Origin of the sequence: Pseudoalteromonas sp. G4 (assembly GCF_028875915.1) — a bacterium.
Classification (GTDB): Bacteria; Pseudomonadota; Gammaproteobacteria; order Enterobacterales; family Alteromonadaceae; genus Pseudoalteromonas.
This window is the reverse complement of sequence record NZ_JAPEHW010000026.1, coordinates 18,394-44,481: the sequence shown is the minus strand read 5'-3', so window position 1 is coordinate 44,481 and position 26,088 is coordinate 18,394. Positions and strand designations below refer to the sequence as shown.

26 protein-coding genes are annotated in these 26,088 nt (G+C 39.6%); 16 read left to right on the top strand and 10 right to left on the bottom strand.

Going from position 1 to position 26,088, the window contains the following annotated elements; genetic code table 11:
- The first annotated feature begins 85 nt into the window (after positions 1-85).
- The 3 genes from ON073_RS09820 (at position 86) to ON073_RS09810 (ending at position 965) form a co-directional block, all read left to right on the top strand.
- Complete coding sequence (locus ON073_RS09820) at positions 86-226, top strand: hypothetical protein (protein WP_157813533.1); 141 nt, start codon at positions 86-88, stop codon at positions 224-226.
- 26 nt (positions 227-252) lie between these two features.
- Positions 253-387, top strand: a complete 135-nt coding sequence (locus ON073_RS09815) for a hypothetical protein (RefSeq protein ID WP_274761708.1) — start codon at positions 253-255, stop codon at positions 385-387.
- A gap of 215 nt (positions 388-602) precedes the next feature.
- On the top strand, positions 603-965 hold the full coding sequence (locus ON073_RS09810) for a VOC family protein (RefSeq protein WP_274761707.1): 363 nt from the start codon (positions 603-605) through the stop codon (positions 963-965).
- 46 nt (positions 966-1,011) lie between these two features.
- On the opposite strand, the gene ON073_RS09805 is transcribed toward ON073_RS09810, so the two are convergent.
- Positions 1,012-1,857, bottom strand: a complete 846-nt coding sequence (locus ON073_RS09805; protein WP_274761706.1) for an alpha/beta hydrolase — start codon at positions 1,855-1,857, stop codon at positions 1,012-1,014.
- A gap of 411 nt (positions 1,858-2,268) precedes the next feature.
- Here ON073_RS09805 and ON073_RS09800 point away from each other — a divergent pair, with 411 nt between their 5' ends.
- The 3 genes from ON073_RS09800 (at position 2,269) to ON073_RS09790 (ending at position 3,019) form a co-directional block, all read left to right on the top strand.
- Positions 2,269-2,397 (top strand): hypothetical protein, encoded by a 129-nt coding sequence (locus tag ON073_RS09800; protein WP_274761705.1) that lies wholly within the window; start codon positions 2,269-2,271, stop codon positions 2,395-2,397.
- Positions 2,398-2,719: 322 nt separating this feature from the next.
- Complete coding sequence (locus tag ON073_RS09795) at positions 2,720-2,860, top strand: hypothetical protein (RefSeq protein ID WP_157813533.1); 141 nt, start codon at positions 2,720-2,722, stop codon at positions 2,858-2,860.
- A gap of 24 nt (positions 2,861-2,884) precedes the next feature.
- Positions 2,885-3,019 (top strand): hypothetical protein, encoded by a 135-nt coding sequence (locus tag ON073_RS09790; RefSeq protein WP_274761704.1) that lies wholly within the window; start codon positions 2,885-2,887, stop codon positions 3,017-3,019.
- 130 nt (positions 3,020-3,149) lie between these two features.
- Here the strand turns inward: ON073_RS09790 and katG (ON073_RS09785) are convergent, their stop codons facing one another.
- Both katG (ON073_RS09785) and ON073_RS09780 read right to left on the bottom strand, forming a co-directional pair.
- Entirely contained in the window at positions 3,150-5,309 is a 2,160-nt protein-coding gene (gene katG / locus ON073_RS09785; protein WP_274761703.1) for a catalase/peroxidase HPI, read from the bottom strand.
- 159 nt (positions 5,310-5,468) lie between these two features.
- On the bottom strand, positions 5,469-6,377 hold the full coding sequence (locus ON073_RS09780; RefSeq protein ID WP_274761702.1) for a hydrogen peroxide-inducible genes activator: 909 nt from the start codon (positions 6,375-6,377) through the stop codon (positions 5,469-5,471).
- Positions 6,378-6,707: 330 nt separating this feature from the next.
- Here ON073_RS09780 and katG (ON073_RS09775) point away from each other — a divergent pair, with 330 nt between their 5' ends.
- From katG (ON073_RS09775) to ON073_RS09765, 3 genes are all read left to right on the top strand, one after another.
- Complete coding sequence (gene katG, locus ON073_RS09775) at positions 6,708-8,975, top strand: catalase/peroxidase HPI (RefSeq protein WP_274761701.1); 2,268 nt, start codon at positions 6,708-6,710, stop codon at positions 8,973-8,975.
- A gap of 187 nt (positions 8,976-9,162) precedes the next feature.
- On the top strand, positions 9,163-10,122 hold the full coding sequence (locus tag ON073_RS09770) for an ABC transporter substrate-binding protein (protein ID WP_274761700.1): 960 nt from the start codon (positions 9,163-9,165) through the stop codon (positions 10,120-10,122).
- A complete protein-coding gene (locus ON073_RS09765) occupies positions 10,112-12,478 on the top strand; it encodes an EAL domain-containing protein (RefSeq protein WP_274761699.1) in 2,367 nt (788 codons plus the stop codon). The genes ON073_RS09770 and ON073_RS09765 overlap by 11 nt, the downstream gene beginning before the upstream one ends.
- A 177-nt stretch (positions 12,479-12,655) precedes the next feature.
- Here the strand turns inward: ON073_RS09765 and ON073_RS09760 are convergent, their stop codons facing one another.
- From ON073_RS09760 to ON073_RS09750, 3 genes are all read right to left on the bottom strand, one after another.
- Positions 12,656-13,186 carry a CIA30 family protein gene (locus ON073_RS09760; protein WP_274761698.1) on the bottom strand — a complete coding sequence of 177 codons (531 nt, stop codon included), beginning with the start codon at positions 13,184-13,186 and terminating at the stop codon, positions 12,656-12,658.
- 105 nt (positions 13,187-13,291) lie between these two features.
- Positions 13,292-14,083, bottom strand: coding sequence for an amidohydrolase (locus ON073_RS09755; protein ID WP_274761697.1), 792 nt, complete (start codon positions 14,081-14,083; stop codon positions 13,292-13,294).
- Complete coding sequence (locus ON073_RS09750; protein WP_274761712.1) at positions 14,071-15,165, bottom strand: methionine aminotransferase; 1,095 nt, start codon at positions 15,163-15,165, stop codon at positions 14,071-14,073. The genes ON073_RS09755 and ON073_RS09750 overlap by 13 nt, the downstream gene beginning before the upstream one ends.
- Positions 15,166-15,319: 154 nt before the next feature.
- Here ON073_RS09750 and ON073_RS09745 point away from each other — a divergent pair, with 154 nt between their 5' ends.
- The 3 genes from ON073_RS09745 to ON073_RS09735 are packed head-to-tail and all read left to right on the top strand — an operon-like array spanning position 15,320 to position 17,156.
- Positions 15,320-15,934, top strand: coding sequence for a methylthioribulose 1-phosphate dehydratase (locus ON073_RS09745; protein WP_100914748.1), 615 nt, complete (start codon positions 15,320-15,322; stop codon positions 15,932-15,934).
- The gene (mtnC, locus tag ON073_RS09740) at positions 15,931-16,617 is read left to right on the top strand and encodes an acireductone synthase (protein ID WP_274761696.1); all 687 of its coding nucleotides are present in this window, start codon (positions 15,931-15,933) and stop codon (positions 16,615-16,617) included. Before ON073_RS09745 ends, mtnC begins: the two co-directional genes overlap by 4 nt.
- Positions 16,614-17,156 (top strand): 1,2-dihydroxy-3-keto-5-methylthiopentene dioxygenase, encoded by a 543-nt coding sequence (locus tag ON073_RS09735; protein WP_274761695.1) that lies wholly within the window; start codon positions 16,614-16,616, stop codon positions 17,154-17,156. Before mtnC ends, ON073_RS09735 begins: the two co-directional genes overlap by 4 nt.
- A gap of 31 nt (positions 17,157-17,187) precedes the next feature.
- Here ON073_RS09735 and mtnA read toward each other — a convergent pair whose 3' ends face one another.
- On the bottom strand, positions 17,188-18,210 hold the full coding sequence (mtnA, locus tag ON073_RS09730; protein ID WP_274761694.1) for an S-methyl-5-thioribose-1-phosphate isomerase: 1,023 nt from the start codon (positions 18,208-18,210) through the stop codon (positions 17,188-17,190).
- 121 nt (positions 18,211-18,331) lie between these two features.
- Here mtnA and mtnK point away from each other — a divergent pair, with 121 nt between their 5' ends.
- Complete coding sequence (gene mtnK / locus ON073_RS09725) at positions 18,332-19,534, top strand: S-methyl-5-thioribose kinase (protein ID WP_274761693.1); 1,203 nt, start codon at positions 18,332-18,334, stop codon at positions 19,532-19,534.
- Positions 19,535-19,746: 212 nt separating this feature from the next.
- Here the strand turns inward: mtnK and ON073_RS09720 are convergent, their stop codons facing one another.
- Entirely contained in the window at positions 19,747-20,415 is a 669-nt protein-coding gene (locus ON073_RS09720) for a DUF2306 domain-containing protein (protein ID WP_274761692.1), read from the bottom strand.
- A 148-nt stretch (positions 20,416-20,563) separates the two neighbouring features.
- Here ON073_RS09720 and ON073_RS09715 point away from each other — a divergent pair, with 148 nt between their 5' ends.
- Positions 20,564-21,757 (top strand): helix-turn-helix domain-containing protein, encoded by a 1,194-nt coding sequence (locus tag ON073_RS09715; protein ID WP_274761691.1) that lies wholly within the window; start codon positions 20,564-20,566, stop codon positions 21,755-21,757.
- Here ON073_RS09715 and ON073_RS09710 read toward each other — a convergent pair.
- Entirely contained in the window at positions 21,754-23,721 is a 1,968-nt protein-coding gene (locus tag ON073_RS09710; RefSeq protein ID WP_274761690.1) for a methyl-accepting chemotaxis protein, read from the bottom strand. The two genes, ON073_RS09715 and ON073_RS09710, sit on opposite strands and share 4 nt — an antisense overlap.
- Positions 23,722-23,837: 116 nt before the next feature.
- On the opposite strand from ON073_RS09710, the gene ON073_RS09705 reads away from it, so the two are divergent.
- Positions 23,838-24,488, top strand: a complete 651-nt coding sequence (locus ON073_RS09705; RefSeq protein WP_274761689.1) for a hypothetical protein — start codon at positions 23,838-23,840, stop codon at positions 24,486-24,488.
- Positions 24,448-24,957, top strand: a complete 510-nt coding sequence (locus tag ON073_RS09700) for a hypothetical protein (protein ID WP_274761688.1) — start codon at positions 24,448-24,450, stop codon at positions 24,955-24,957. Before ON073_RS09705 ends, ON073_RS09700 begins: the two co-directional genes overlap by 41 nt.
- 104 nt (positions 24,958-25,061) lie before the next feature.
- Here the strand turns inward: ON073_RS09700 and ltaE are convergent, their stop codons facing one another.
- Positions 25,062-26,063, bottom strand: a complete 1,002-nt coding sequence (gene ltaE, locus ON073_RS09695; RefSeq protein ID WP_274761687.1) for a low-specificity L-threonine aldolase — start codon at positions 26,061-26,063, stop codon at positions 25,062-25,064.
- Between the last annotated feature and the right edge of the window lie 25 nt (positions 26,064-26,088).

Genomic DNA, 26,088 nt, shown 5'->3' with positions numbered 1-26,088 from the left:
TCACAAAGCTCAAGAATCCTCTTCTCAATTGCCTATTATTTAACTCAAGCAACACACTTTACTCAAACTTAAAGGAAACTGAACAATGAATACATCAAACGCAATCGAAATTTTAATGGCAGCTGGTTTAACAACATTTGTAGTAGCAGGCCTTGTAACTGCAGGTATGACAACAGCAATTATGGCTGGTGCAGCAATTGGCGGCACTTACATGTTAACTAAATAATCGTAAAATGCATCGGAGATAAAAAAATGAGCAACGTATTTGATATTTTAATGACGACAGCACTTACTGCTTTTGTGGTAGTTGGTTTAGTAACAGCAGGTATGACAGCTGCAATTGTAACAGGTGTAGCCGTAGGTGGTAGTTACTTACTTTTTAAATAAAATCACATTATTAGGAAATATGCCTATGGCAAAAACAAACAAGCTAATTTATAAATTCAAAAAGCAAACTAAATAGCCTTTCTATCCAATTAAATAGAAAGGCTTTTTTGTTTTCAAACGACAGAACAATAAATTATCATCGTGAAATCATGTAAGGTTCACTTAATTTATTAAGCTGTGACCTAACAACATAATTAAAAAATAGAGCGCTATAAATGGTGATGCCAGCAACATTGTTAGTCGTAAACGACCTAAAAATTTCAAAAAACTTTTACGAAAACATACTTGGTCTTGAAATATCCGAAGAGCTTGAGACTGCAATCAAGTTTAAACTTGGTGACCATATGATATTAATGTTTGAAGGCGGGCATGATGCTGTTGAATATGGTCATGGGGTCAATGCAAATTCAACATTGATATTTAATGTGCAAAATTTAGATTCTGAGATTGAAAAGCTTAAGCATCAAGGCGTGGAATTTGTGCATACAACCCCAAATGAAAATAAGTGGGGACGTTATTCTGCTTTTAAAGATCCCTCAGGTATTGTTCATGAACTTATGGAGTTCAATATCGAATAAAAAGCGAGCATGCCAGAGTCAAATAACTCTGACATACAAAAGCGATTTAAAGCGCAGAAATAAAGCTGCTATAAGCCATTTGAACCTTTTTGTTGTCAAACATTTGGCCATGATTTGCTTCTTCAGCAATCACTAACTGTTTAATTTCACTATTGCTCGCATCAAAAAGCTTTTGCGATAAAACGGCTGGTGTTTGTGCATCTTTGCCGCCACCAATCACAAGTAGTGGGCCGCTATAGTCCTCACTAACAACTTGACGGTTATCAACCTTATAAAAAGCATCATCCACTTCTAAATTTACAAATACTTTTGAATACCAGGGCATCGCTTCATCAATCCAATCATCGACATTAGTGGCTGAACCTTGCATTACCAAGCCATCAATAGGCTTATTCTTCGCAACTTGTGCAGCAACAAAACTGCCTAACGAGTAACCATGAACAATTACTTTGTCGGCTTTTAGTGTGTTTTTAGTATAATCAAAGCTTAAATTAGCATCACTTATCAGGTTAGCAATCGTAGCTTTGCCTTCACTCGCACCTAAACCTCGACGATCGAATATCACTATATCACTGCCATATTCAGCCAATTCTATCAGTGCTTTTTTAGATGCTTTTTCGACACTCATGCCATTGCCCGGAATATATAAAATGGTATTGCTTGTACTGGGGTGATCTAGATGTAACCCATTAAGTGTAAGTGCTTCATTATCAGCCTGCATGCTGATTTGAATCACTTGATGATTAGGTGTGCGTTTATCTAAATCAGCAATTAAAGACTGAGTATAAAATTCAACTTTGTCATCTTGTTGAATAAAACGGGATTCTTTTATCGTAGCGGTGCAACCACCTAACACAAGTGCAACTGCCAATGTCATTATTGTTTTTTTCATGGTTTATCCTTTTGCATGTTTTCATACTAGGAACTAGCCAAATAAAAAAAGTTCAATATTTTCTGCTTGTTAGCTAATTTAGAATTAGCTTTAAGCATTTAAAGGTTATTCAATGTTAATCCCATTTATCTGATTAGTTTGAATACACCGTTATGATTTAATTAGACATCAGGTTAACTAAATAAATCATTCGTTAAATCAAAACGATGGCCATTAGTCTTTTCTAAGAAGACAAAACTTCACTAGTGTTATTGCCAATAGCAAATTTAAAAAGATTAAGGAGATTAGGTTACAAAACATACAAAATCGTGTACAAAATATTTGTGATATTAAGAACAAATAGACTTTTACGATCTAATAAATACTAAAACTTGTAACACTACATTTTTAACTAAAATAAGGAATGTAATCATGAGCGATAAACTAGAACAAACAGAAGGAAATAAAAAATCGACCATAGTTAAAGCAACGCTAATTGGCTTTTTTGTCGGTGTGGGATTTATGCTAACAGCCGTATTTGTAAACTTTGCAATGCGTTAGTAAACAAAAATAATCAAAGCAACGTCACGCCGCATAAAGATAAAACAATACTGGCTTTCACTGTTACAGCTGTACACTCTAAATTGACAGTGCAATTATAAAACTCAACAAGGTGCTTTAGGGCACCTTTTTATTGTGCCTTACCTTTTTAAAAAGTAACGCAACACAGCAATTCTCACTAATTTCAAAATCACTTATCACTTCATAAAACCAAATATCACCTCAAATCGCCAAACATCACAAAGCAGCAGAATCCTCATCTCAATTGCCTATTATTTAACTCAAGCAACACGCTTTACTCAAACTTAAAGGAAATTGAACAATGAATACATCAAACGCAATCGAGATTTTAATGGCAGCTGGTTTAACAACATTTGTAGTAGCAGGCCTTGTAACTGCAGGTATGACAACCGCAATTATGGCTGGTGCAGCAATTGGCGGCACATACATGTTAACTAAATAATTTAAAACCAATCGGAGATAAAAAATGAACAACGTATTTGATATTGTAATGACGACAGCACTTACTGCATTTGTGGTAGTTGGTTTAGTAACCGCAGGTATGACAGCAGCAATTGTAACGGGTGTAGCCGTAGGTGGTAGCTACTTATTATTTAAGTAAGATCGTTTACAAAACAATTTAAGGAAATATGCCTATGACAAAAACCAAAAAGCTAATTTATATATTCAGAAAACAGTTAAAATAGCCTTTCTATCAATTAAATAGAGAGGCTATTTTATTTAGCGAAATGCTAGCTTGCTAAATCAAAGCGATCTGCATTCATTACCTTATTCCATGCGGCAACAAAATCATCAACAAACTTCTGACCATTATCATCTTGCGCATAAACTTCTGCATAAGCACGCAAAATTGAGTTTGAGCCAAACACTAAATCAACGCGCGTAGCTTGCCAAGCATCTTCTTTAGTCGCTCTGTCACGCAGTACGTATTGATTATCGCCTGTTGGCTGCCACTCATAACGCATGTCTGTTAGATTGACAAAAAAGTCCGTAGTAAGTTGCCCTATGCGGTCGGTAAACACACCTGCTTTAGAATCACCAAAGTTACAGCCTAGTACACGTAAACCACCTACTAACACCGTCATTTCTGGCGCTGTAAGTCCTAATAACTGAGCACGTTCAAGTAATAACTCTTCAGGGCTCGCTGCAAATGTTTGCTGCTGCCAATTTCTAAAACCGTCATGTACAGGCTCTAAATAAGCAAACGAGTCGACTTCGGTCATCTCTTGAGAAGCATCGCCACGCCCTTTGTTAAAGGCTATGTTTGCTGTAAAACCGGCTGCACTTGCCGCTTGCTCAATTGCAACATTACCCGCAAGCACAATCACATCAGCAACGCTTACATTATGCTCATCAGAAATTGCTTGATACACCCTTAGCACCTTCGCAAGTTTTTCAGGCTCGTTGCCTTGCCAATTATTTGCTGGTGCCAAGCGAATATGTGCACCATTTGCACCACCACGTTTATCAGAATGACGGAAAGTGCGCGCACTATCCCACGCCGTTGTTACCATTTCAGCAATTGATAATCCACTTGCAGCAATTGCCGCTTTCACCACTTGCTCATCATACGCCGTATTGCCAACTGGAATAGGATCTTGCCATGTTAAATCTTCTTTTGGCACATCAGGGCCGACATAACACGCTTTTGGTCCCATATCACGGTGCGTTAATTTAAACCATGCGCGTGCAAACACCTCAGAAAAATAAGCGGGATCGTTATAGAATCGCTCTGAAATTTTGCGATATTCTGGGTCAACCTTCATCGCCATATCAGCGTCAGTCATAATCGGATTATTACGTTTGCCGTTGCCATCAACCGCGAGTGGCTTATCCTCTTCTTTAATAGCGACAGGTTCCCATTGCCACGCACCTGCTGGGCTCTTTTTAAGTTCCCACTCATGGTTGAGCAGCAAGTCGAAATAGCCGTTGTCCCACTGAGTAGGATTGGTTGTCCACGCCCCTTCAAGGCCACTAGTAACTGCGTGAGATCCCAAACCCTTACCTTCTTGATGATTCCAACCAAGGCCTTGTTCATTGATATCCGCGGCTTCTGGTTCAGGGCCAAGTTTCGTGGCATCACCATTACCATGACATTTGCCTACTGTGTGACCACCTGCAGTAAGTGCCACGGTTTCTTCATCGTTCATTGCCATACGGGCGAAGGTTTCACGCACATCATGGGCGGTTTTTTGCGGATCTGGCTTACCATCAACCCCTTCTGGGTTAACATAAATTAAGCCCATCATTACTGCGGCTAATGGATTTTCTAGGTCGCGCTCACCGGAATAACGACTATTGTCATTTTCTGATGGAGCAAGCCATTCTTTCTCAGCGCCCCAGTAAGTATCCTTTTCTGGATGCCAAATATCTTCGCGGCCAAACGCAAAGCCATAAGTTTTTAATCCCATCGACTCATAAGCAATAGTACCTGCATAAGCAATTAAATCCGCCCAGCTTAACTTGTTACCGTACTTTTTCTTAATTGGCCAAAGTAAACGACGCGCTTTGTCGAGGTTAGTGTTATCTGGCCATGAATTAAGCGGTGAAAAACGCAAATTACCAGTGCCAGCACCACCACGACCATCGGCAACGCGGTAACTTCCCGCCGCGTGCCATGTCATGCGGATCATTAAACCACCATAGTGACCCCAATCGGCAGGCCACCAATCTTGGCTGTCTGTCATAAGTGCGGTTAAGTCCGCTTTTAAGGCTGCAAAATCAAGCTGTTTTAATTGCTCACGGTAATCGTAGTCGCTACCGAGCGGGTTAGTTTTAGAATCGTGCTGATGCAAAATATCGAGATTGAGGGTATTAGGCCACCAATCTGTGTTCGATTTTCCGGTTTGTGTAATACTTCCTGATGCAAATGGGCATTTACTTGATGACATTGCTCATCTCCTCTTCCTTTGCTGGAAAAATTATTTGTGATTAAACATTTACCTAAAACTTATCGTATAAAATTAAAACTGAACATAAAGTGATTACAAGTTAATAACTGTAGGCTAGACAGCTGCATTATTCTAAAAATAACTTTTTAAGATAGTTTCTTAAGCTGAAATACATTTTTCATTTAGCTCAGCTTCAAACAGTTTTTGTAGTAAGACAATATCGTTAGTTCTGACATAATTAGGACGCACCACCAGTGCAATTGTGCGATGTGGCCCTGGTTCATTTAAATGAACGGCTGTGAGTTCACCTTCATTTTTTACAAGCTGATCAAGTGCCATATGCGGCACTAACGTTGTGCCTAATTTACCTGCAACCATTTGAATTAAAGTATGTAAACTGGCTGAATCCAGCTGATTTTCGTTATTGGTATTTTCTAATTTACATGCAGCCAACGCATGCTCTTTTAAACAATGTCCATCTTTTAAAAGCATTAATTTGTCTAAATCAAACTCATTAGTCGTGATTTCACTTAAATTAAGTGCACATTCGTCTTTGTGACTGACCCAGTAAAAGTCTTCTTGCCAAAAGTTAAATGCCATTAAACCGTCTATATCATATGGAAGTGCCAATATAGCAGCATCGAGCTCGCCTTCGCGTAGCTTTTCTACTAATACATGCGATTGATCTTCAACAATTTTAAGTTTGAAGTCGCTATACTCAGTACGCACTTTTGGTAACACTTTTGGCAGTAAAAAAGGGCCAATTGTCGGAATAACACCAATCGTCATTGGGCTTGCAAGCGGTGCTTTATTTGATTTAGCTAACAGTGTTAACTCGTCCACTTCAAGCTTGATGCGCTTGGCTTTTTCAAGAATTAACTTGCCTTCATCGGTAATAAACACATGTTTATTGTTGCGCTCAAAAATAGCCACACCTAATTGCTTTTCAAGCTCATGAACCGCTGTGCTAAGCGTTGATTGCGAAACATGGCAATTATCTGCGGCCTTTTTAAAATGCAGCGTTTTTTCAACAGCTAAGGCATAGTGAAGTTGTTTCAGTGAAATCATTATAATTCTTATAAATCGAATGTTTTTTAAATAATAATCAATTTATATGAAATAGCTATACAGCAACTCCCGCAAGTAACACCACGAACTCCATAAAACAATAAAAAATAACTTAATAACAAGTGTTTAAGCTTAAATTCAAAAATACCGATGGTGATCATATGTTTTTTTGATTAGCGTTTTCAAAGCCAATATGGTAAGGAAAATGTCGACATAACAACAATCTAAAAAAACGAATATCAACTTAGTTATTATCAAATTTAGTTATTTAAATTCCCTTCTATACTTAGCTGCGTTAATACACCCATAAATCATAAGGGGAATTCAAAAATGAAATCCGTTCAGATATTAAAATACACTTCGATTGCCGCTGTTGTAGCACTATCTTTAGGCGCAACAACTGCATTTGCTAAAGACACAATGAGCAAGCCAAAAGGCGCGATTGGCATGGGTAAAGTGATGCCTAACCAAGCAAAATCAAACCTATTTTGGTGGCCAAACCAACTTGATTTAACACCACTTCGCGACCACGATGCGCGCTCAAACCCATTAGGTGAAGACTTTAATTATAAAAAAGCGTTTACACAGCTTGATATGGATGCGCTTAAAAAAGACATCGATTTTGTACTTACTGACTCACAAGAATGGTGGCCTGCTGATTGGGGTAACTATGGTCCGTTTTTTATTCGCATGACCTGGCATGCCGCGGGCACTTACCGCACCCTTGATGGTCGAGGTGGCGCAGGTGGAGGTCAGCAACGTTTTGATCCGCTCAATAGCTGGCCAGACAATGGAAACTTAGATAAAGCCCGTCGCTTACTTTGGCCAATTAAGCAGAAATATGGGGAGCTTATTTCTTGGGGTGACTTAATTGTACTTGCAGGTAACGTCGCATTAGAGAATATGGGTTTCAAAACTTACGGTTTTGCTGCCGGACGTGATGATGACTGGGAACCTGATATGGTTTACTGGGGTCCAGAAGTTGAAATGTTAGCAAGCGATCGTCGTGATAGCGACGGTAAATTAAAGCGCCCACTTGCTGCAGTTCATATGGGATTAATTTACGTAAATCCTGAAGGCCCAGGTGGCGTACCCGATCCCCTTGGCTCAGCTAAAAATATTCGCGAATCATTTGCACGTATGGCAATGAACGATGAAGAAACGCTCGCACTTATTGCCGGTGGCCACACTTTCGGTAAAATGCATGGTGCACACAAAGCAAGTAAATGTGTTGGTAAAGAACCTGGTGCAGAGGCCATTGAAGAGCAAGGCTTTGGCTGGAAAAACAAATGCGGTAAAGGCCATTCAGAAGATACCGTTACCAGTGGTTTAGAAGGTGCATGGACACAAGCGCCAACTAAGTGGACATCACTTTACTTATCAAACTTACTAAATTTTGAATGGAAACAATCTCGCAGCCCTGCCGGTGCGATTATTTGGGTACCTACCGATGAGTCGTTACATAAATCAGTTCCTGATGCGCACGTTAAGGATAAGTTTAACCCACCTGTAATGACTACGGCAGATTTGGCATTAAAATTTGACCCAGAATACCGCAAAATTGCAGAGCGCTTCTTGGCAGATCCTGAGAAATACCGCCTTGCATTTGCCAAAGCGTGGTTTAAATTAACGCACCGCGATATGGGGCCACTTGATAATTACTTAGGTGACGAATATCCAAAACAAGCGCATATTTGGCAAGATCCTATCGACAAGCCAGATTACAAGCTAGTAAGCGATAAAGACGTTAAAAAGCTAAAAGCGCAAATTTTAGATTCAGGTTTGTCAGTATCTGAACTCGTAGCAACAGCATGGGCGTCAGCATCAAGCTACCGTGATTCTGATATGCGCGGCGGTGCAAATGGTGCACGTATCGCACTGGCACCCCAAAAAGATTGGCAAGTAAATAACCCTGCACAAACTGCAAAAGTCATTGCCAAGCTTACTGAAATTAAAGATGAGTTTAATGACCGTACTTTTGGACGCAGCAAAATTTCACTTGCAGATATGATAGTTCTTGGCGGCGCAGCAGCAGTTGAAAAAGCAGCTAAAAATGCTGGGGTTAAAGTAAGCGTACCATTTGTTGCAGGACGTGGTGATGCAACCCAAGCACAAACAGATGTAAATTCATTTTCGTTACTCAAACCAAGTGCTGACGGTTTTAGAAACTACTATGAAAAAGGTTATTACAAGTCACCAACTGATGCTTTAGTAGATAAAGCAGATCAGCTTGCTCTAACTGTACCTGAAATGACGGTATTAGTGGGTGGTATGCGCGTGCTAAATACCAATACAGATGGCTCAAACAACGGTGTATTCACAGATAAAAAAGACACACTAACCAATGACTTTTTTGTCAACTTGCTTGATATGTCCACCCAGTGGCAAAAAGCAGGTGATGTGTACCAAGGTAAAGATCGTAAAACTGGCGCTGTAAAATACACAGCAACACCGGTTGATTTAATCTTCGGTTCATCATCAGAATTACGTGCAGTTGCTGAAGTATATGCGTTTGATAATTCAAAAGAGCGTTTTGTAAACGACTTTGTTAAAGCATGGACTAAAGTGATGCAACTTGACCGTTTTGATATTAAATAACGAGTGAAGCTACACTAAACCAAAGGCGCAGTTTGCGCCTTTTTTTATTTCTGAAATAACTTTCATCAAAAACACCGCTCAAGCAATACTGCAAAACAATCGCTTTTATCACAATAAATATTCTCCAATACTGCAAAATTACTATTTGTGACTAAACTCATAGAAATCAGTATATAAATTGATCACAATGAGACGGTTAACACTTTTATTATTCACTTTTATTTTCTTAACATCCTGCCAAGAGCAAAATATACCTACATTGCGTATCGGTACAAATATTTGGCCAGGCTACGAGCCATTTTATATCACCCGCCAAAAATACCCCAATGTGATGAAGCACATTAAATTAATAGAGTATCGCAATGCATCGCAGGTACTAAATGGCATCATTAATGAGTCAATAGATGTGGCAGCAGTCACATTAGATGAGGCAGTTAAAATAAAAGCGCTCGGTTTTGATATTGAGGTTATTTGGGTAATCGATTATTCCAATGGTGCAGATACCTTAATGGCAAAACCTAATATTACCCATGCACAAGACCTAAAAGGCAAGCGAGTAGGTGCTGAAATGTCGGCCTTAGGCTTATATTTTTTGTCTCGTTATTTAGAGCTAAATTCACTTAGCATTGATGACATTACTTTGATCAATTTAGAAGCAAACCGCCATGTACAAGCCTATAAAAATAACGAAATAGACGCTGTATTCACCTTTGATCCAAGTAGCAGCAAACTGATTGATGCTGGCGCAATACAATTATTTGATAGTAGCCAAATCCCAGGCGAAATCGTTGATGTTTTGATTACAAATAAAAAAACTCTGTCAGCAAATAAAAAATCTCATTTACTGTCTTTTTTAAAAATGAATAATCAAACAGTTAAACATATCGTGGGGGATATCACCCCTTATATAAATTCATTAAATCAACGCCTTAATTTAAGCGAGCAACAATTAAAAGACACCTTTAACAAGATTACGCTATTGTACGACCAAGCTGTAATAGATTGGCTTGAAAATACCGAAAAGCAAGCTCTGTTAATTAAAAGCTATGACAAAGTTTTATTAGAACAAGGTAAGATAGATAAACTATGTCAATGCAATAATCTAATTAACCCAAACATCGCAAAGCAGGTGTTTAATGAAAATTAAACCTTGGGCGTTTATTCTAATTGGCAGTGCAATTTCATTTGCCTTAATTGTACTTTTCTTTTTAACCGTTGTAGAAAAAGTGGCCATAAAAAACATTGTTGAAAAAGAACAAGCCTTGCTTGAACATCAGGCTGAGCTAATAGCATCGAATCTCAGCCATGGTGACATTGAACAGGTAAAAAATTGGGCCACATTAACCGCGGAATTTGATGATTATAAATCCGCCTATGTGGTATCAAATGACCGCACAATTGTTGCTTCAAATACGATAGCTGAAGAAAACAAACCCTTACTTGAAATAGATAGCATAGCATTTAATTTTTTAAATACCGACCCTAATTATTTACTAGCTAATAACTTACTGTTGATATCTGCCCCCGTACTTGAAAAAGGTAACAAAAAATCATCACATTTCTTAATTATTCAAAAGTATATTTACCCAGAACTACATAATTTTTCGTTGCAAGTACAATATACAGCGCTTATTTCGACAATTATTTTCTTGGTTTTTTCAATCACTTATTTTGTCATGATGCGCACCGGGTATATTCAACGAATAAAACTATTTTGCTCCGCAATTACACGTTTTAATGACGGCAATACAGAAGCACGAGTAAAAGAAGAAAAGGACATTTTTTACACCCTCGCCTGTACATTAAATGACTCTTTTGCATTTAACGAACACCTTAACGAATTGCTTCACGAAAAAGATAATTTAGCCAATTTGATAAGTGATTTAACGCCAGATGCCGTTATTGAAACAAATGAACAAGGCACAATTACCAACATTAATCAGAGCTGTTTAGCACTATTTGGCTACGACAGCAAAGATGAGCTTAAAGGTCGAAATATAGCTATTTTTATTCCTATAAAATACCAAAAGTCGCATCACGAAGCGTTTGTAAAATCACAAAAGTTAGAGTCTGTATTAAAGAAAATTCGTAATGTGGAAGCGATGCGAAGGGATGGGTCGGTATTTCCTGTAGAAATTATAATCTCTCGTTACGAAACAGCCAAAGAGAAGCATTTTTTAGCCTTTATCAGAGACAGAAGTAAAGCATATGCTGATAAAAAAGCGATTGAACAATTAGCTTATCATGATCAACTCACCGGCTTATTAAACCCTAATGGCATTAAACAACAACTTAAAAATGCGCATTTTCCAATGCAAATGACGGTAATTGAGCTGCTGTATTTGCGAGACATTAATGATATTCATGGCCACCATATTGGTGATGGCTACTTACAAAGTTTTAGCGCTGCATGTAAAGAAATTGAATTAGAAAATGCGTTAATTGCCCGCCTTGGCACATCAAAGTTTTTAATCTGCCACAACTCAGGTGGTAAAGAAGAAATAAAACAAATGCGTAGCCTAATAAATAAAGAGCTGATTATTGAAAATATGGTATTAAAAACCAAGTTTAATCGCTGTGTCAGCACGCTTGCCTCACTTGAGCATTTTGATTCGATTGTAGAGCAATGTGAGTTATCGCTTCGAAGTGCAGATGGCGAAGTAAATAAAGTGGTAAATATTAACCCTGAATTTCATAAAAATATGAAACGGGAAACTACACTAAAGAGAGAACTGATTAGCGCACTTGAAAATGATGGGCTGTATTTTCAATATCAACCAAAGTTTGATGCAAATTCGTTAAAAGTAAAATCAGCCGAAGCCTTAATTCGCTGGACTCTCAACTCAGAATTTATCTCGCCTGGGGAGTTTATCCCAATTGCAGAAAAAAAAGGGCTAATGCCTATCGTCGATAGATATGTTATTCACCATATATGTAAACAAATTCGTGAATGGATAAACCTTGGCAAACCGATAGTACCAATTTCAATTAACTTATCTGCTCGTCATTTATTTGAACCAACCACTATCGCTTATATTTTTGAAAAAGTGGGTGAATTTGATATTCCTCATAATTATCTTGAAATTGAAGTTACAGAATATGGCTTGATAAAAGATTACAAAAAAACCGCAATTAATATGATGCGATTAGAACAAGCGGGTATCGAAGTTGCGATTGATGATTACGGCACCGGTAACGCTAATTTAGAAACCGTATTATCGCTACCAATCAAACACCTTAAAATTGACCAAAGCTTTATTAAACTCGGTATGAAAACCGAAAAAGGTAAAGTAGTGCTTGAAAACATATTCTCATTAGCAAAATCTTTAAAAGTTAAAACAACTGCTGAAGGTGTCGAAAATCAAGAGCAACTCGATTATGTGAAAGAAGCAAAGTGTGATGATATTCAAGGTTATTTATTATCTAAACCACTATTAATTAAAGATTTTGAAGAATTAATTAAAGATCCTGCTAAATCAACAGCAACCATTTTAGCACCATAGAGTTAGTAGATTTGTTTTGAATTAAAAAAGCCCACAAAGAAGGTTTGTGGGCAAAATTGTTTTAAAAAATTAAAACAATAGGGGAAAGCCTAAACAAATCCAAGGAGAACAATTTATTTAGGTTGCAAGAATTGTACAAAAAACAAACTGAACCAAATATTAACCAGTAACTTTTTCTTAAACTTTGTATTGCAACTTAATTTGCTTTACTTGCAAATTAAAATTTCCAGATTGCTTGCCACTAATCATAAAACCAAGAGAACGCACATCATCAAAACGAAGTTGATAGTCTGACGCAAACTGCCTACCGCGAAACATTAAAACAAAGTCTTGTTCAGATAAATTAAAGGTATGTTCTTTACCTACTTCGGTTTTAAAGTGATAAACAAACGCAGGGCCGTCGTAATAACCATCTACCCGCAAACGCAGTTGGTATTGTTTGCCATCACCTACCACCTTCAAACTAAGGGAATCAATATTGGTATTCTCAAATGAAATAGGCGCTCTAAATGATGCAAAACCGCCATTGTTGGCAAGTGATACTTTGCCTTTAAAGGTTAAATTGTTATCGCCAACAATAACTCGGCTATTGGAAACGCCTCCCATTACCGAGTCATTAATAACCATCCATTCTAATTGGTTTAGATTGATATTGGCATTTGCGTTTGCTGCTATAAGCAACAAACCCGTTGCAAGAGACGATTTCATTTATCACCTAAGCTGTTTAGAGGTATAAAGTTATTACGCTTAAAACAGCTTTTAGGTTTAATAAACCACACATTACATAGCGAGTTGTTACCAGCTAATATTAACCTATTGAATATTAGCAAGAGTAAATTGGTCCGCATCCAGATGGGCTGGGAACTTTTCTTTAAACTCTGTTAACGCCGATTTTGTCAGTTCAACTGTGATTATTTGTGCTTGGTTATCCTCGGCGGCAACGAGCGTTTCACCCGTAAAATCATAGGCAGCAGTGCCGCCATTATGAGCAACCCCATTGCCATCATCGCCCACCCGATTAGAAGCTAGTACATAGCATTGATTTTCAATTGCCCTAGCTTGCAGCAAGGTATCCCAAATACGGCGACGTGCAGCAGGCCAGTTTGCGACATTAACCATCACATCGTAATCGTTGCGACTTCGTTGAAATACCGGGAAACGTAAGTCATAGCACACCTGAGGTAACAGCCTAAAACCATTTATTATAATGATTTTTCGCTCAACACCCGCTTTTACAAAATCACCTTCGTTGCCTAAACAAAACAGATGGCGTTTATCATAAAATTCCACGGTGCCATTTGGCCAACACCAGTAAAAGCGGTTCGCTTTTTTACCTTGCTTATTTACTAGCACAGAGCCTGCCACCACCGCATTTAAGCCTTTTGCTTGTGCCAACATCCAATCTAAAATTGGCCCTTGCTTTGGCTCTGCCACGTCTAAATTAATGGCAAAACCAGTAGCAAAAGTTTCAGGTAATAAAATTAAATCAACCGAATCTAGATTACTCAGCTGTTCGCTTAAGCTATTTAAATTTTTATTAACGTCTAGCCATGCAATATCACTTTGCACTAAGGCGACTTTTAAGCTGTTATTTATAGCTGACATAACTTCTCCGCTGCGGTGATTAGGGTGGCGTCTTCCTTAGCAAAACATAAACGAATCACACGGTCGCCGGGGGCATTTTCATAAAACACACTAAGAGGAATCGCAGCAACGCCAACCTCTTTTACTAAATACTCGCAAAATGCCACATCATCTAACTCTGAGATGGCGGAATAATCAAGCAGTAAAAAATAGGTACCTTCACTTGGTAACAGTGTAAAACGGCTATTTGCTAATGCATTAGTTAACACATCGCGCTTGTGCTGATAAAACGCACTTAATTCATCAACATGGTTTGGCTGCTCTTTAAGCATATCGGCTAATGCCAGTTGCGCGGGGGTAAAGCTAGAGAACGTCACATACTGGTGAATTTTACGAAACTCCACCATCAGTTTTTCAGGGGCAACACAGTAACCCATTTTCCACCCTGTGCAGTGGAAGGTTTTACCAAAACTCGAAACCACAAAACTGCGGGCAAACAGTGCATCATCGCCAAGTGCACTTAAATGTGTGGCACCATCAAAGCAAATATGTTCGTAAACTTCATCGCTGATGAGGTACAGATCATGCTGTTCAAGCAGTAGCTTTAATGCATTAATGTCTGTTTGTTTTAGCGTTTTAGTACTTGGGTTATGTGGCGAATTAATAATAATCGCTTTGGTTTTATCGGTAATTGCGCCAGCGACCTGCTGCCAATCAATTTGGTAATTTGGCGCAGTTAACGCGATATGAACCGCTTTACCACCGGCAAGTTCAATCGCTGGCTGGTAAGAATCATAGGCAGGGTCAAACACAATCACTTCATCATCTGGGCTTACAAGTGCTTGAATTGCGACATAAAGGGCCTCTGTTGCACCTGATGTAACGGTTACCGATGCTTCAGGTGAAATAGTTAAAGCGTATTTTCGCAATACCAAATCAGCAATTTGTTGTTGTAATGCGGGTACACCACTGGATGGCGAATATTGGTTAAATCCTTGTGCACTGTAAAAGTTAAGTTTGTTTTTTAGCGCTTCAGGCGTATCAAACTCTGGAAAACCTTGTGATAAATTAAGCGCTTGGTGTTCATTTGCCAATGCGGTCATTTGCGAAAATATACTGACGCCTAAATTTGGTAATTTACTTTGCACACGATACCTCTAATCTTGATGGTGCTTTAACAAAAGCGATGCTATCATTGCCGAAAACGGATGTATAGCCGTCTAAATGTTTTGAGTTTTTATTTTCGAGTAACCTATTATGCATAATGATGCCGCAAAAAGTGCATTGATTGAAGCGGGTCGTTGGGTCAGCGATAAAGGCTGGGTACCAGCAACGGGTGGTAATTTTTCAATTAAAACAGACACAGGTTTTGTTGTCACCGCAAGTGGCCATGATAAAGGATACCTTGCCCCTGAACACTTTTTAGAGCTCGACCAGCAAGGCGCTATTTGCAAAGGTCAAGGAAAGCCATCTGCCGAAACGGCACTTCATTTAAAATTGTACCAACTTCAGCCAAGTACTGAATGTGTATTACATACTCACTCTGTGGCCGCAACTGTGTTATCGCGTTTTATAAAAGGTGATACTTTGGCAATTCACGGCTATGAGATGCAAAAGTCATTACGCGGCATCACTAGTCACGAAAGTACACTTACTATTGCCATTTTTGATAATGACCAAGATATTGACCGCTTGGCAGAACTTGTTGCAAAACGCCACGAACAAGAGCCTGTGATTCACGGTGTGCTTATTCGCGGTCATGGTTTATATGCTATGGGCAACAGTGTGGCTGAAACACGTCGCCACATTGAAGGGTTGGAGTTTTTATTCGCATGCGAGCTTGAGCGCATTAAGTTGGAGTCATCACTATGATTAAAGCCATCATTACCGACATTGAAGGCACAATTACCCGCATTTCATTTGTAAAAGATATTTTGTTTCCGTATGCGGCAAAACATATTGCTGCGTTTGTTGAAGAAAACCAAAGCGATGCCACGGTAAAAACGCAAATTGATGCAGTAAAAGCAGAAATTGCCAAGCCAGATGCCAATCTCACTGAGGTCATAAATGCGCTGCAACATTGGATTGCAACGGATCAAAAAATTACCCCACTTAAGCAACTGCAAGGACTAATTTGGCAAACGGGTTATCAACAAGGTGATTTCACAGGCCATATTTACCCAGATGCCTATGATTTTTTAAACCAGCAAAAAGACGTGGGCATGAGCCTTTTTGTTTATTCGTCTGGCTCGGTAAAAGCACAGCATTTGTTGTTTGAACATTCTGACTATGGTGATATTCGCCCACTGTTCAGCGATTATTTTGATACCCATGTTGGCGGTAAAAAAGACGCAAGTTCGTACACCAATATTCTAGAAAAGATTGGTTTTGCAGGCTCTCAGGTGTTGTTTTTAAGCGACATCGTTGAAGAGCTTGATGCCGCTAAAAGTGCGGGCATGCACACCTTGCAGTTATGGCGTGATAACCAAGAAAAAAGCGACCAACACCCAGCAATTGACGATTTTAACCAATTTGATGAAGCATTATTTGTATGAGCAAACTAACTATTTACCGTCACGACGATGCAGCAAGCACGCTGCTACAGAGCGAAAACTTTACTGAAATTCAGCAACAACTTAATCAAGTAGGTGTGGTATTTGAGAACTGGCAAGCAGCATTTGAAATTGACGAAAGCCACAGTTCAGATGATATTTTAAACGCCTATGACGCCGATATTAAACGTGTGCAGCACGACGGCGGCTACCAAACGGTGGATGTAATTTCACTCGCTAAAGGTAATCCAGCGGCAGCTGAATTAAGACAGAAGTTTTTATTTGAACATACGCATAGCGAAGACGAAGTGCGCTTTTTTGTCAAAGGCCAAGGTTTATTCTGCCTGCATTTAGACAACAAAGTGTATCAAGTGCTTTGCCAGCAAGGTGATTTAATTTCAGTGCCGGCTAATACTAAGCATTGGTTTGATATGGGCAGCGATCCTGAGTTTACCGCAATTCGTTTTTTCAATAACGAAGCGGGTTGGGTGGCACAAAGCACCGAAAGCAAAATTGCCAATGAGTTTCCAATCTTAGATTAGTAAAGAGCACCGAATGGTGCTCTTCTTATATTTATAGCTGTTTTAACACGCCGTCTTTTACTTGCTGAAAATTGTAAACGCCCGTATCAAGTACCCAACCCGTTACTAGGTGTGCTGGCGTTACATCAAAGGCGGGGTTAAATACCTTGGCATTGTTTGGTGCCCATTGGCACTCACCAAAGCTACCACTGACACCTTTTACTTCAGCATCAGCACGCTCTTCAATCGGGATATGTTGACCACTTTCACAGTCAATATCTAAGGTAGTGATTGGCGCAACCACATAAAACTCAACATTATGAAAATGTGCCAACACGGCTAAATTATAGGTACCGACTTTATTGGCAAAATCGCCATTAGCTGCAATGCGATCTGCACCCACAAAAATCTTATCTACTTTACCCGCAGCCATTAAACTGGCGGCCATATTGTCACAAATAAGGGTGTACGGAATTTGCCAACTTTCGAGCTCAAATGCCGTTAAACGACCGCCTTGCAGTAATGGGCGTGTTTCATCCACCCAAACATGAATATCACCGTATTTTTGATGGGCGTGGTGGATAACACCCAGTGCTGTACCCACCCCTGCTGTTGCTAATGCACCCGTATTGCAGTGAGTTAAAATATTATCGCCCGGTTTTACAAGCGCTGCACCTAGGGTTGCCATGGATTCACACAGCGCAACATCTTCATTAAATAGCTGCTCGGCAGTTACTACTAATGCGTCAACAAAATTGTCTTGAGCTAATGCTTGGCGCATACGCTTCATGCAATGCATTAAATTAACCGCAGTTGGACGCGTTGCCTCTAAGTCATTAATGGCTTCTGCAAGTTTGCTTTGCGATACGCCTTGCTCAGCTAAATGAGCAACTAGCAGGGTTGCAGCTAAACCAATTAGCGGTGCCCCACGCACTTTTAACGTCAAAATCAATTCTTGCATCTCAGGTACACTGTTACACACATGCCAATGCTGCTGGTGTGGTAAAAGGTACTGATCTAAAACGAATAACTGTCCGCCTTGATATTTAAGACTGCGCGCGAGCAAATTTTGCATGCTGTGAAACTCCAAACTATTAACTTGTTCATTTTACACCAAGACACAAAGAAGTATAGACATCTAAACATTCATCAGTATAGAATTCCATAATTATCTGTATTTTTGAATAGCGAACACCATGGCTGACTATATTGCTTTTGATAATAAGCGTGCTCTTAACTATGTTGCAAAATTAAACGAATTTTTTGCCCCTAATGCTCAATTAACCTGTAATGAGTTTGGTGATGGTAATCTCAATTTAGTCTTTCGCATTGCTGATGAAACCGGTAACAGCATTATTTTAAAGCAGGCATTACCCTATGCCCGTTGTGTTGGTGAGTCGTGGCCTTTAACTCTTGATAGAGCGCGTATTGAAGCGGCGGTGCTTGAAAAACATGGTGCGGTGTGCGAACCATACACAGCAAAAGTGCTGCACAAAAATACCGAACTTGCCCTAACCATTTTGGAGGATTTAGGCCATATGGCGATTTTGCGTGGCGAACTAAACCAGGCAACAACCTTTCCAAATTTAGGCAGCCAACTTGCAAACTACCTAGCAACCACCAGCTTTTATTACTCAGATTTTTACTTAACACCTGCAGAAAAAAAAGCCTTGGTCTGTGAGTTCACAAACCCTGAACTGTGCGCCATTACTGAAGACTTATTCTTTGATGATCCGTACCGCACATCTCTGCGCAATAACTACCCAGCGACACTTGAAAGTGAGGTAAAGAAGCTCAAGCAAAACACCGAACTGCACATTAAAGTGGCTAAATTAAAGCAACTATTTTTATCATCGCCACAAAGCTTATTACACGGCGATGTGCATTCGGGCAGTATTTTTGTTGATGCGCAGTCGACTAAGGTGATCGACCCAGAGTTTGGTTTTTTTGGCCCTATTGGTTTTGATTTAGGCTCGTTTATCGGTAATTTTTTACTGAATTACTGTGCCCAGAATGCCCGTATTAGTGAAATTCCAAAGCGCCGCCAAATGCAAACCTATTTACTGACGACGATTCAACAAGTAATCAACGAATTTGCAGTAACGTGGCTTTCCCTTGCTAAAGCGCATACCCGTGATTTATCGCTTCAGGCACCCGGCTATGCAGAATATTTTGTAAACCAAATCATTAAAGATGCGCTTGGGTTTGCCGGCACTGAGCTTGTGCGCCGCACCATTGGCCTAGCCCATGTGTCAGATATTGATGGTATTGAAGATGATGCTGCACGACTGCAAGTACAACGGCAAACATTAATACTAGGTGAGCAACTTATTTTACATGCCGAGACCGCTCACGATAAAGAATCAGCATTTAATCTGATTATTAGCCTAGTTCAGTAAAAATAAGCTCAGTAAAAGTAAGAGCAATAAAATAAGTGGAATAAACAGCTGTAATAAAATTAGCTAAATAAATTTCAGCCTAAAAAGCCAGTAACCTTGTTACTGGCTTTTTTCTAAAGTGTTTTAGTTGATGTGTCCTCCCACTTTAGTGCTCATCTCTAAACATCTTCATTTCGCTTAAATGAAATACCTCAAAGTACACAAATTCATCGCTAGCTATGGTTCTTGTTAAATAACCAATGTGCAATTTGAAGATTCAAAACCAAGCCGATTAAACGCCCATAATCATGCATAAGTTCAGCTCCCATATTTCCCATTAGCATAGCGATTATTTCTAAAAATAGTGGGCTAACAACCGCTAAACTAGCAGCTGCTGCAAAATACACCCAGCGCTGGTGCTGTTTGAAATCCTTTTTAATTGCATACTTAACAGCAATAACAAACGTTAAGAAAATAGCTATCGCAACTATCACCAAACTCACATAGCGCGCGCCAAATTCACTAGGCGAAAATACATGATGCATCCACACACCAGACGCCGCCATCACACACGCAGAAATAAAAGCAAAGTAGCCATTAATTTTGTGATAGCCCGGTTTTGTTTGCCTTAACTTTTGAGAAAACTGAAATGGCATTGTTAAAAAAAATACAATACCTGATATGCCGTGGCAAATAATCACCAGTGGCATATCAAAATAGCGCGCGTTAATCATTTCACTGAGTGGCGACTCAATACCACTACCCATTACAACTAAAGCAACAATAAATACTGCTGGTATTGCAGGAATACCTATCATAAAGAGTAAAAAGCTAACACCAGCCCAATTAAACGGTGTTTTAAATTCATTTGGTTCTATCATCATTGCATTTTGGTATGTCATTTTTTAATCCTTACGCCATACGCTAGTTAAGTTAGAATTGATTATGTAAAATGCATAAAGCAATGTCGTTCTAATCTATTGAACAGAACCAAAAAGAAACACTGAAAACAAATAACTCATTGTTTAAAAAGAAATAAAAGGATTTAACTTGCAAGCGACTGAGATCTATTTATTTGCAATTAATATTGCCACAATGACCTTATTAGGCTTTAACGCAAGTTTACTTATTACTAAGAAAGGGCAAAATTTCGGTTATACATCCCTTGCTTGCTGCTTTATTGCCATTGCGATTGTGATATGCCAACCCAGTTTAAAATTGCTCGCACCAGAGTGGCGCAAAACTCAACTTATCGTATCGTTACCTGCATTATTAACGATTGCCCCAAGCTTTTGGTTTTACATTAAAAGCCTTACAGCAGAATCGAAATGGACACTTACCAAACACGACAAATGGCATTTTGCATTGCCTGCAATCGGACTATTTATTTCATTTTTTACATTAGTTTTACCTAGCGAAATTCAACACGGGCTTTTGGTTGACGGTGATGATGTGGTGCTTGAAAGCGCATCCCCCTTCTTACGATATAGTGTGTATACGGGGTTAATTATCACCTTTTTATTGGTGATAGGCTGGGTATTACAATCGGCATTTTATGTGGTTAAAACCATTGTTCGTTTAAACCGCTACCGAACACATTTAAAAGACATTTTTGCTACAACAGAACAAAAAGAAATGGGTTGGCTTACAGCGCTGGCACTTTTAGTCGGTATTCCTTGGGGGTTATTTGCCGTCAATCTAACACTCAATAATTTACTCTTCCCAAGTGATATGTATACGCCCTTTTCAAGCTTACTGTTACTGATAGCTGTAACCTTTTTAGCGACTTGGTCGCTTCGTCAAAAGCCTGGGTTTGAAGAAATATTTGATGAAATTAGTAAGGATGATGAACCTAGTGTGTTGTCAAAGAAGCAGAATAAATATAAAACCTCGGCATTAACTGAAGACAATTTACAGCACATTGCAAACAAATTGGAAAATGCAATGCTGCAAGAGCAGCTCTATTTAAATGCCGCCTTGTCCTTGCCGTTACTTGCAAAAAGTATCAACACCTCACCCAACTATATTTCTCAAACATTGAACGAGCGTTTAAACGTTAACTTTTTTGATTATATAAATGGCTACCGTGTAAAACACGCTAAGAATGAACTCACAAACAGCAATAAAACGGTACTCGATATTGCAATGGATGCGGGTTTTAACTCTAAGTCGGCGTTTTACACCGCCTTTAAAAAATATACGGGCAAAACGCCCGTACAATATAAACAACAATCGCTAAGTTAAGCTTCGGTTTTAAATTTTCTAACTAGCTCGGTAAGTGCAGCAGAAAGCCTTGATAAGCTATTTGCATTGTCATCAGCGTCAGTTGCTAAGTCAGAGATTTCATCCGCGCCAGATTTAATATCCACAACATTACGGTTTATCTCTTCTGCTACATGTTGCTGCTCTTCTGCTGCGGTGGCTATTTGCGAGTTCATATCACTAATAAGGTCAACCGAATGCGTAATGGAATCAAAACTGGCTTGCGCTTGTTTTGTGAACTCAACGGTTTGCGAGGATATATCGAGGCTTTGTGACATCTCTTTTGAAATCGCTTGGGTCATATTTCTAAGCTTACCAAGTTGCTGTGCAATTTCTTCTGTTGATTCGGATGTACGTTGTGAAAGCGCACGTACTTCGTCTGCTACCACCGAAAAGCCACGGCCTTGCTCGCCTGCGCGCGCTGCCTCAATTGCGGCATTAAGTGCTAACAAATTTGTTTGCTCAGCAATGCCACGGATCACATCTAAAATTGTGGTAATGCTTTCACTTTCACTGTCTAAATCACGCACATTCTGCTCTGTACTTGCGATAGTGTCTGACAATCCCGACACACTTGATACTGTTTTATTAATTAACGATTGCCCTTCAATCGCTGATTGCTTGGTTGAGTTGGCTGAATCTGCTGCCGAAGCACAGCTCGATGCAACTTCGTTAGCGGTCGCCGCCATTTCATTAATAGCGGTAGATGCTTGCTCAAGCGCTAATTGTTGTGTCATTAACGATGAATTCATGGACGTAACTAAACGTGAGCTCACTTCCGATGCGTTGCTAACATTTGCCGAAGAAGCATTTATTTCTTTTACAAGAGCGGTAATTGAATTTAAGAATTGATTAAAACTATGCGCCAACTTTCCTGTCTCGTCTTGCGTGCGAATTTTTAAACGTTTTGTTAAATCTCCTTCCCCTTGCGAAATATCCTCAAGGCCTTGCGTTACTTCAACAATGGGCCGTGATATTAATTTAGAAATATAAACCGATAACACTGAGAAAACCCCAATGAGAATTAAACTCACCACGATGATAACGACCGTGAGCGTATTCGCTTTTGCCATTACCTCTGACTTTTTAAGTAAACCAATAAACTTCCAATTTAATTTTGGAGAGGTATACACATTTGCCAGATAAACATCGCCATCAATTTCAATGTTGGTATCGCCAGATTCCATGCGACTTAATCCAGCGTATAGATTGCTTTTAACACTCGCAAATTCTTTAAAATTATTTTCAGGGTGTTTGGCATCAACTAAAATCTTGCCGGAATCTTCTATTAATATTAAAAAGCCCGACTCACCCATTTTGATATTTTGGATCATGCTCGTTAACCCTTTCAACGACACATCCATGCCAGTCACGCCAAATATATTACCGGACTTATCTTTAATCGACATCACGGTTGATACTATCACCGCATCATCCGGCTCCCAATAATAGGCCTGTGTGCGAATAGGAGACGTAGTTGCACCTGTGCCCGTTATATACCATGGTCTCGGCCTTGGATCATAATTAGCCCCGACACTACCTTTAGGCCACTGAGTATAACCTCCTTGCTGATTCCCCATATAAATATAGGAAATGCCTTCGTGCGAATCACCAAACTGAGTGAACAAGTCAAATACACGTTGCTCAGTTGGATTGTTTTGCTCTGGTGTCATTTGGCTTGCGGTATTCACACTCATATACGACTTAATACCTGTATTTGCCGCAACTAAATCAGGGTGTTGTGCGATATAAACGACATCTTTGCTAATTTCATCAAAGAATAACGAAATCGCTTTATCAATCTGAGTTACTTCACGGGTATTGGAAATGGTAAAATTATCATGCGCTAAATTACGCGTTTGATTAATCATGAGCACTGCAATTACTAAAATTGGCAATGTCATCGTCACCAAAAATGCAATAATGAGTTTTTTTGATATCGACATAGTTTTATCTAAATGCAACCAAGGTAACGTTAAATATGGTTTGCAATGATGCACTAGTCAACTTCGCCAGTTTTAGTCTAAGCTATTTTAAAGCAACAAATTTTAGGGATTCTAAAGTGAGCATAGCTGGACTTAAATTACCCCTTTTATCGGCTACCATTCTAATTACTTGCTCAGTCGCAGCTAAGCCAACGCTTTCTGGCGGGTTTTGGATTAACTACAGTTACGATGAAAATTCTTATGACACGCACTTTGGCGACCAAGCTTTGATAGCGTATCTTGATAAACCAAAATCGAACGAATCATCGTTTTTTTATTCAGGTGAATTTCGTATTGGCCCAGGCAGTTTCACTGATGTCGAAAATAACACCAGCGGGCAAAATTATGTATTACACAAGGCCTGGCTGGGTTACAAAGTGAATGAAAGTAACTCATTAATAGTCGGTAAAAGCCAAGTCCCATTTGGCTGGAAAACCGCTAACTTCTGGCCAGGAGATATGTTTTTAGCAGCTTATGGCGATCAAATGGATGTTGGCGTTAAATACCAAGGTGGTGTTAACCAACTCAATTATCAGCTCGCATACTACCTTGCCGATGATTGGGCGAGTACATCAACCGACAGCACCGATGACAACCGCCACTGGGGCAGCAGTTCAACTTACAGAAAAGTGGATACGGCTGTAGCCGATCTTCCGCCACTGGGGCAGCAGTTCAACTTACAGAAAAGTGGATACGGCTGTAGCCGATCTTTCTTATACATTGAATAATCAGCACACCTTTGCTGCATCTTACCAACAAGGTAAGTTAGAGGAGTTGATAACCGGTGATAGGCAAACCGACGGTGATCACAGCGCTTATGTTATTTATTACCAAGGCCAATTTGACCAACTTACAACTAAGCTCAGTTACATTGATGGCAAACGCGATTTACCGCAAGCGTATCTTGCGGCCAATCCTGATATAGCAAGTACTATCGACAACACCCGCTATGCGGGTGAACTCGGTTATACAATAGGAAATTGGTATTTTGTGCTAGATGTGACCTTAGCAAAATCAAACACAAATGGCGTTGACAGTGAAACCGTTTATGCATTTGCACCCGGCGTGCGATATGACTATGGCCCAGGTTGGTTGTATCTTGAGTACCTCAATCAAGACGCATATTTCGACCGCAATATGCAAATCAATCAAGGGGATTTTGCAGCCTGGTATCTCACCTTTGATTACTATTGGTAAATACAAAACTGTTCTTGCAGCTTAATTTCAAATTAAACTGTTATTGAGGCAGATATTCGGTATATCCGCCTCAATTTTGGTTCTATTAAGTCATGCAATACCAGCTAAATCGCGTTCTTGATTGCTTCAACCACTGACACACAATCCTCTCGTGTTACATCTTTATGCAACACCAAACGAATTTGCTCGCCAGCACAGATGTTAACACCCTGATTGTAGAGCGCTTCGGCAAATTCAGAAACAGGTTTTGTACCTTGGTAATTAACAAAAACCATGTTGGTAGCACAACCAGCAACAACAATTCCCTCAAGGTTTGAAAGCTCACCGGCTAAAAAATCTGCGTTTTCATGATCTTCAACAAGACGCTCGATATTGTTTTCAAGGGCATACAAACCCGCAGCCGCAACAATACCTGCTTGGCGCATGCCGCCACCAAGCATCTTACGCCATTTATGTGCCTCATGAATAAATGCCTTTGAGCCACACAATACACTGCCAAGTGGTGTACCAAGCCCTTTTGACAGGCAAATAGATACTGAATCCATTTCTGAGGTGATTTCTTTTACCGATACTTTATGGTGCACAGCAGCATTAAACACACGAGCGCCATCTAAATGCAGACCTAAACCATGTTCATCGCAAAACTTGCGAGCATCAGATAAATAAGCCATTGGCAGTGGCTTACCAGATACCGTATTTTCAATCGATAAAAGACGCGTGCGCGCATAGTGATGATCGTTTGGCTTAATTTTTCGTTTAACTAGTTCGAGTGACAAGCTGCCATCTTGTTCAAATTCTATTGGCTGTGGCTGAATACTGCCAAGGACTGCTGCTCCGCCGCCTTCATACTTATAGGTATGAGCGTCTTGACCAACAATATATTCATCGCCACGTTGGCAATGTGCGAGTAACGCCAATAAATTACTTTGCGTGCCACTTGGGGCAAATAATGCGGCTTCGTGTCCGGTTAATTCTACTGCCTTTTGCTGTAAGGCATTTACCGTTGGGTCGTCACCAAATACATCATCACCAACTTCTGCGTCGGCCATAACTTGACGCATTTGCGCGCAGGGTTTCGTTACCGTATCACTTCGTAAATCAATCATAGTTTATCGTTTTTGTATTTTTAAA

Excerpts from the sequence above, each read along its gene's own strand:
- ON073_RS09820 (WP_157813533.1), top strand. The coding sequence starts at position 86 with ATGAATACATCAAACGCAATCGAAATTTTAATGGCAGCTGGTTTAACA.
- ON073_RS09815 (WP_274761708.1), top strand. The coding sequence starts at position 253 with ATGAGCAACGTATTTGATATTTTAATGACGACAGCACTTACTGCTTTT.
- ON073_RS09810 (WP_274761707.1), top strand. The coding sequence starts at position 603 with ATGGTGATGCCAGCAACATTGTTAGTCGTAAACGACCTAAAAATTTCA.
- ON073_RS09805 (WP_274761706.1), bottom strand. The coding sequence starts at position 1,857 with ATGAAAAAAACAATAATGACATTGGCAGTTGCACTTGTGTTAGGTGGT.
- ON073_RS09800 (WP_274761705.1), top strand. The coding sequence starts at position 2,269 with ATGAGCGATAAACTAGAACAAACAGAAGGAAATAAAAAATCGACCATA.
- ON073_RS09795 (WP_157813533.1), top strand. The coding sequence starts at position 2,720 with ATGAATACATCAAACGCAATCGAGATTTTAATGGCAGCTGGTTTAACA.
- ON073_RS09790 (WP_274761704.1), top strand. The coding sequence starts at position 2,885 with ATGAACAACGTATTTGATATTGTAATGACGACAGCACTTACTGCATTT.
- katG (WP_274761703.1), bottom strand. The coding sequence starts at position 5,309 with ATGTCATCAAGTAAATGCCCATTTGCATCAGGAAGTATTACACAAACC.
- ON073_RS09780 (WP_274761702.1), bottom strand. The coding sequence starts at position 6,377 with ATGATTTCACTGAAACAACTTCACTATGCCTTAGCTGTTGAAAAAACG.
- katG (WP_274761701.1), top strand. The coding sequence starts at position 6,708 with ATGAAATCCGTTCAGATATTAAAATACACTTCGATTGCCGCTGTTGTA.
- ON073_RS09770 (WP_274761700.1), top strand. The coding sequence starts at position 9,163 with ATGAGACGGTTAACACTTTTATTATTCACTTTTATTTTCTTAACATCC.
- ON073_RS09765 (WP_274761699.1), top strand. The coding sequence starts at position 10,112 with ATGAAAATTAAACCTTGGGCGTTTATTCTAATTGGCAGTGCAATTTCA.
- ON073_RS09760 (WP_274761698.1), bottom strand. The coding sequence starts at position 13,186 with ATGAAATCGTCTCTTGCAACGGGTTTGTTGCTTATAGCAGCAAACGCA.
- ON073_RS09755 (WP_274761697.1), bottom strand. The coding sequence starts at position 14,083 with ATGTCAGCTATAAATAACAGCTTAAAAGTCGCCTTAGTGCAAAGTGAT.
- ON073_RS09750 (WP_274761712.1), bottom strand. The coding sequence starts at position 15,165 with ATGACCGCATTGGCAAATGAACACCAAGCGCTTAATTTATCACAAGGT.
- ON073_RS09745 (WP_100914748.1), top strand. The coding sequence starts at position 15,320 with ATGCATAATGATGCCGCAAAAAGTGCATTGATTGAAGCGGGTCGTTGG.
- mtnC (WP_274761696.1), top strand. The coding sequence starts at position 15,931 with ATGATTAAAGCCATCATTACCGACATTGAAGGCACAATTACCCGCATT.
- ON073_RS09735 (WP_274761695.1), top strand. The coding sequence starts at position 16,614 with ATGAGCAAACTAACTATTTACCGTCACGACGATGCAGCAAGCACGCTG.
- mtnA (WP_274761694.1), bottom strand. The coding sequence starts at position 18,210 with ATGCAAAATTTGCTCGCGCGCAGTCTTAAATATCAAGGCGGACAGTTA.
- mtnK (WP_274761693.1), top strand. The coding sequence starts at position 18,332 with ATGGCTGACTATATTGCTTTTGATAATAAGCGTGCTCTTAACTATGTT.
- ON073_RS09720 (WP_274761692.1), bottom strand. The coding sequence starts at position 20,415 with ATGACATACCAAAATGCAATGATGATAGAACCAAATGAATTTAAAACA.
- ON073_RS09710 (WP_274761690.1), bottom strand. The coding sequence starts at position 23,721 with ATGTCGATATCAAAAAAACTCATTATTGCATTTTTGGTGACGATGACA.
- ltaE (WP_274761687.1), bottom strand. The coding sequence starts at position 26,063 with ATGATTGATTTACGAAGTGATACGGTAACGAAACCCTGCGCGCAAATG.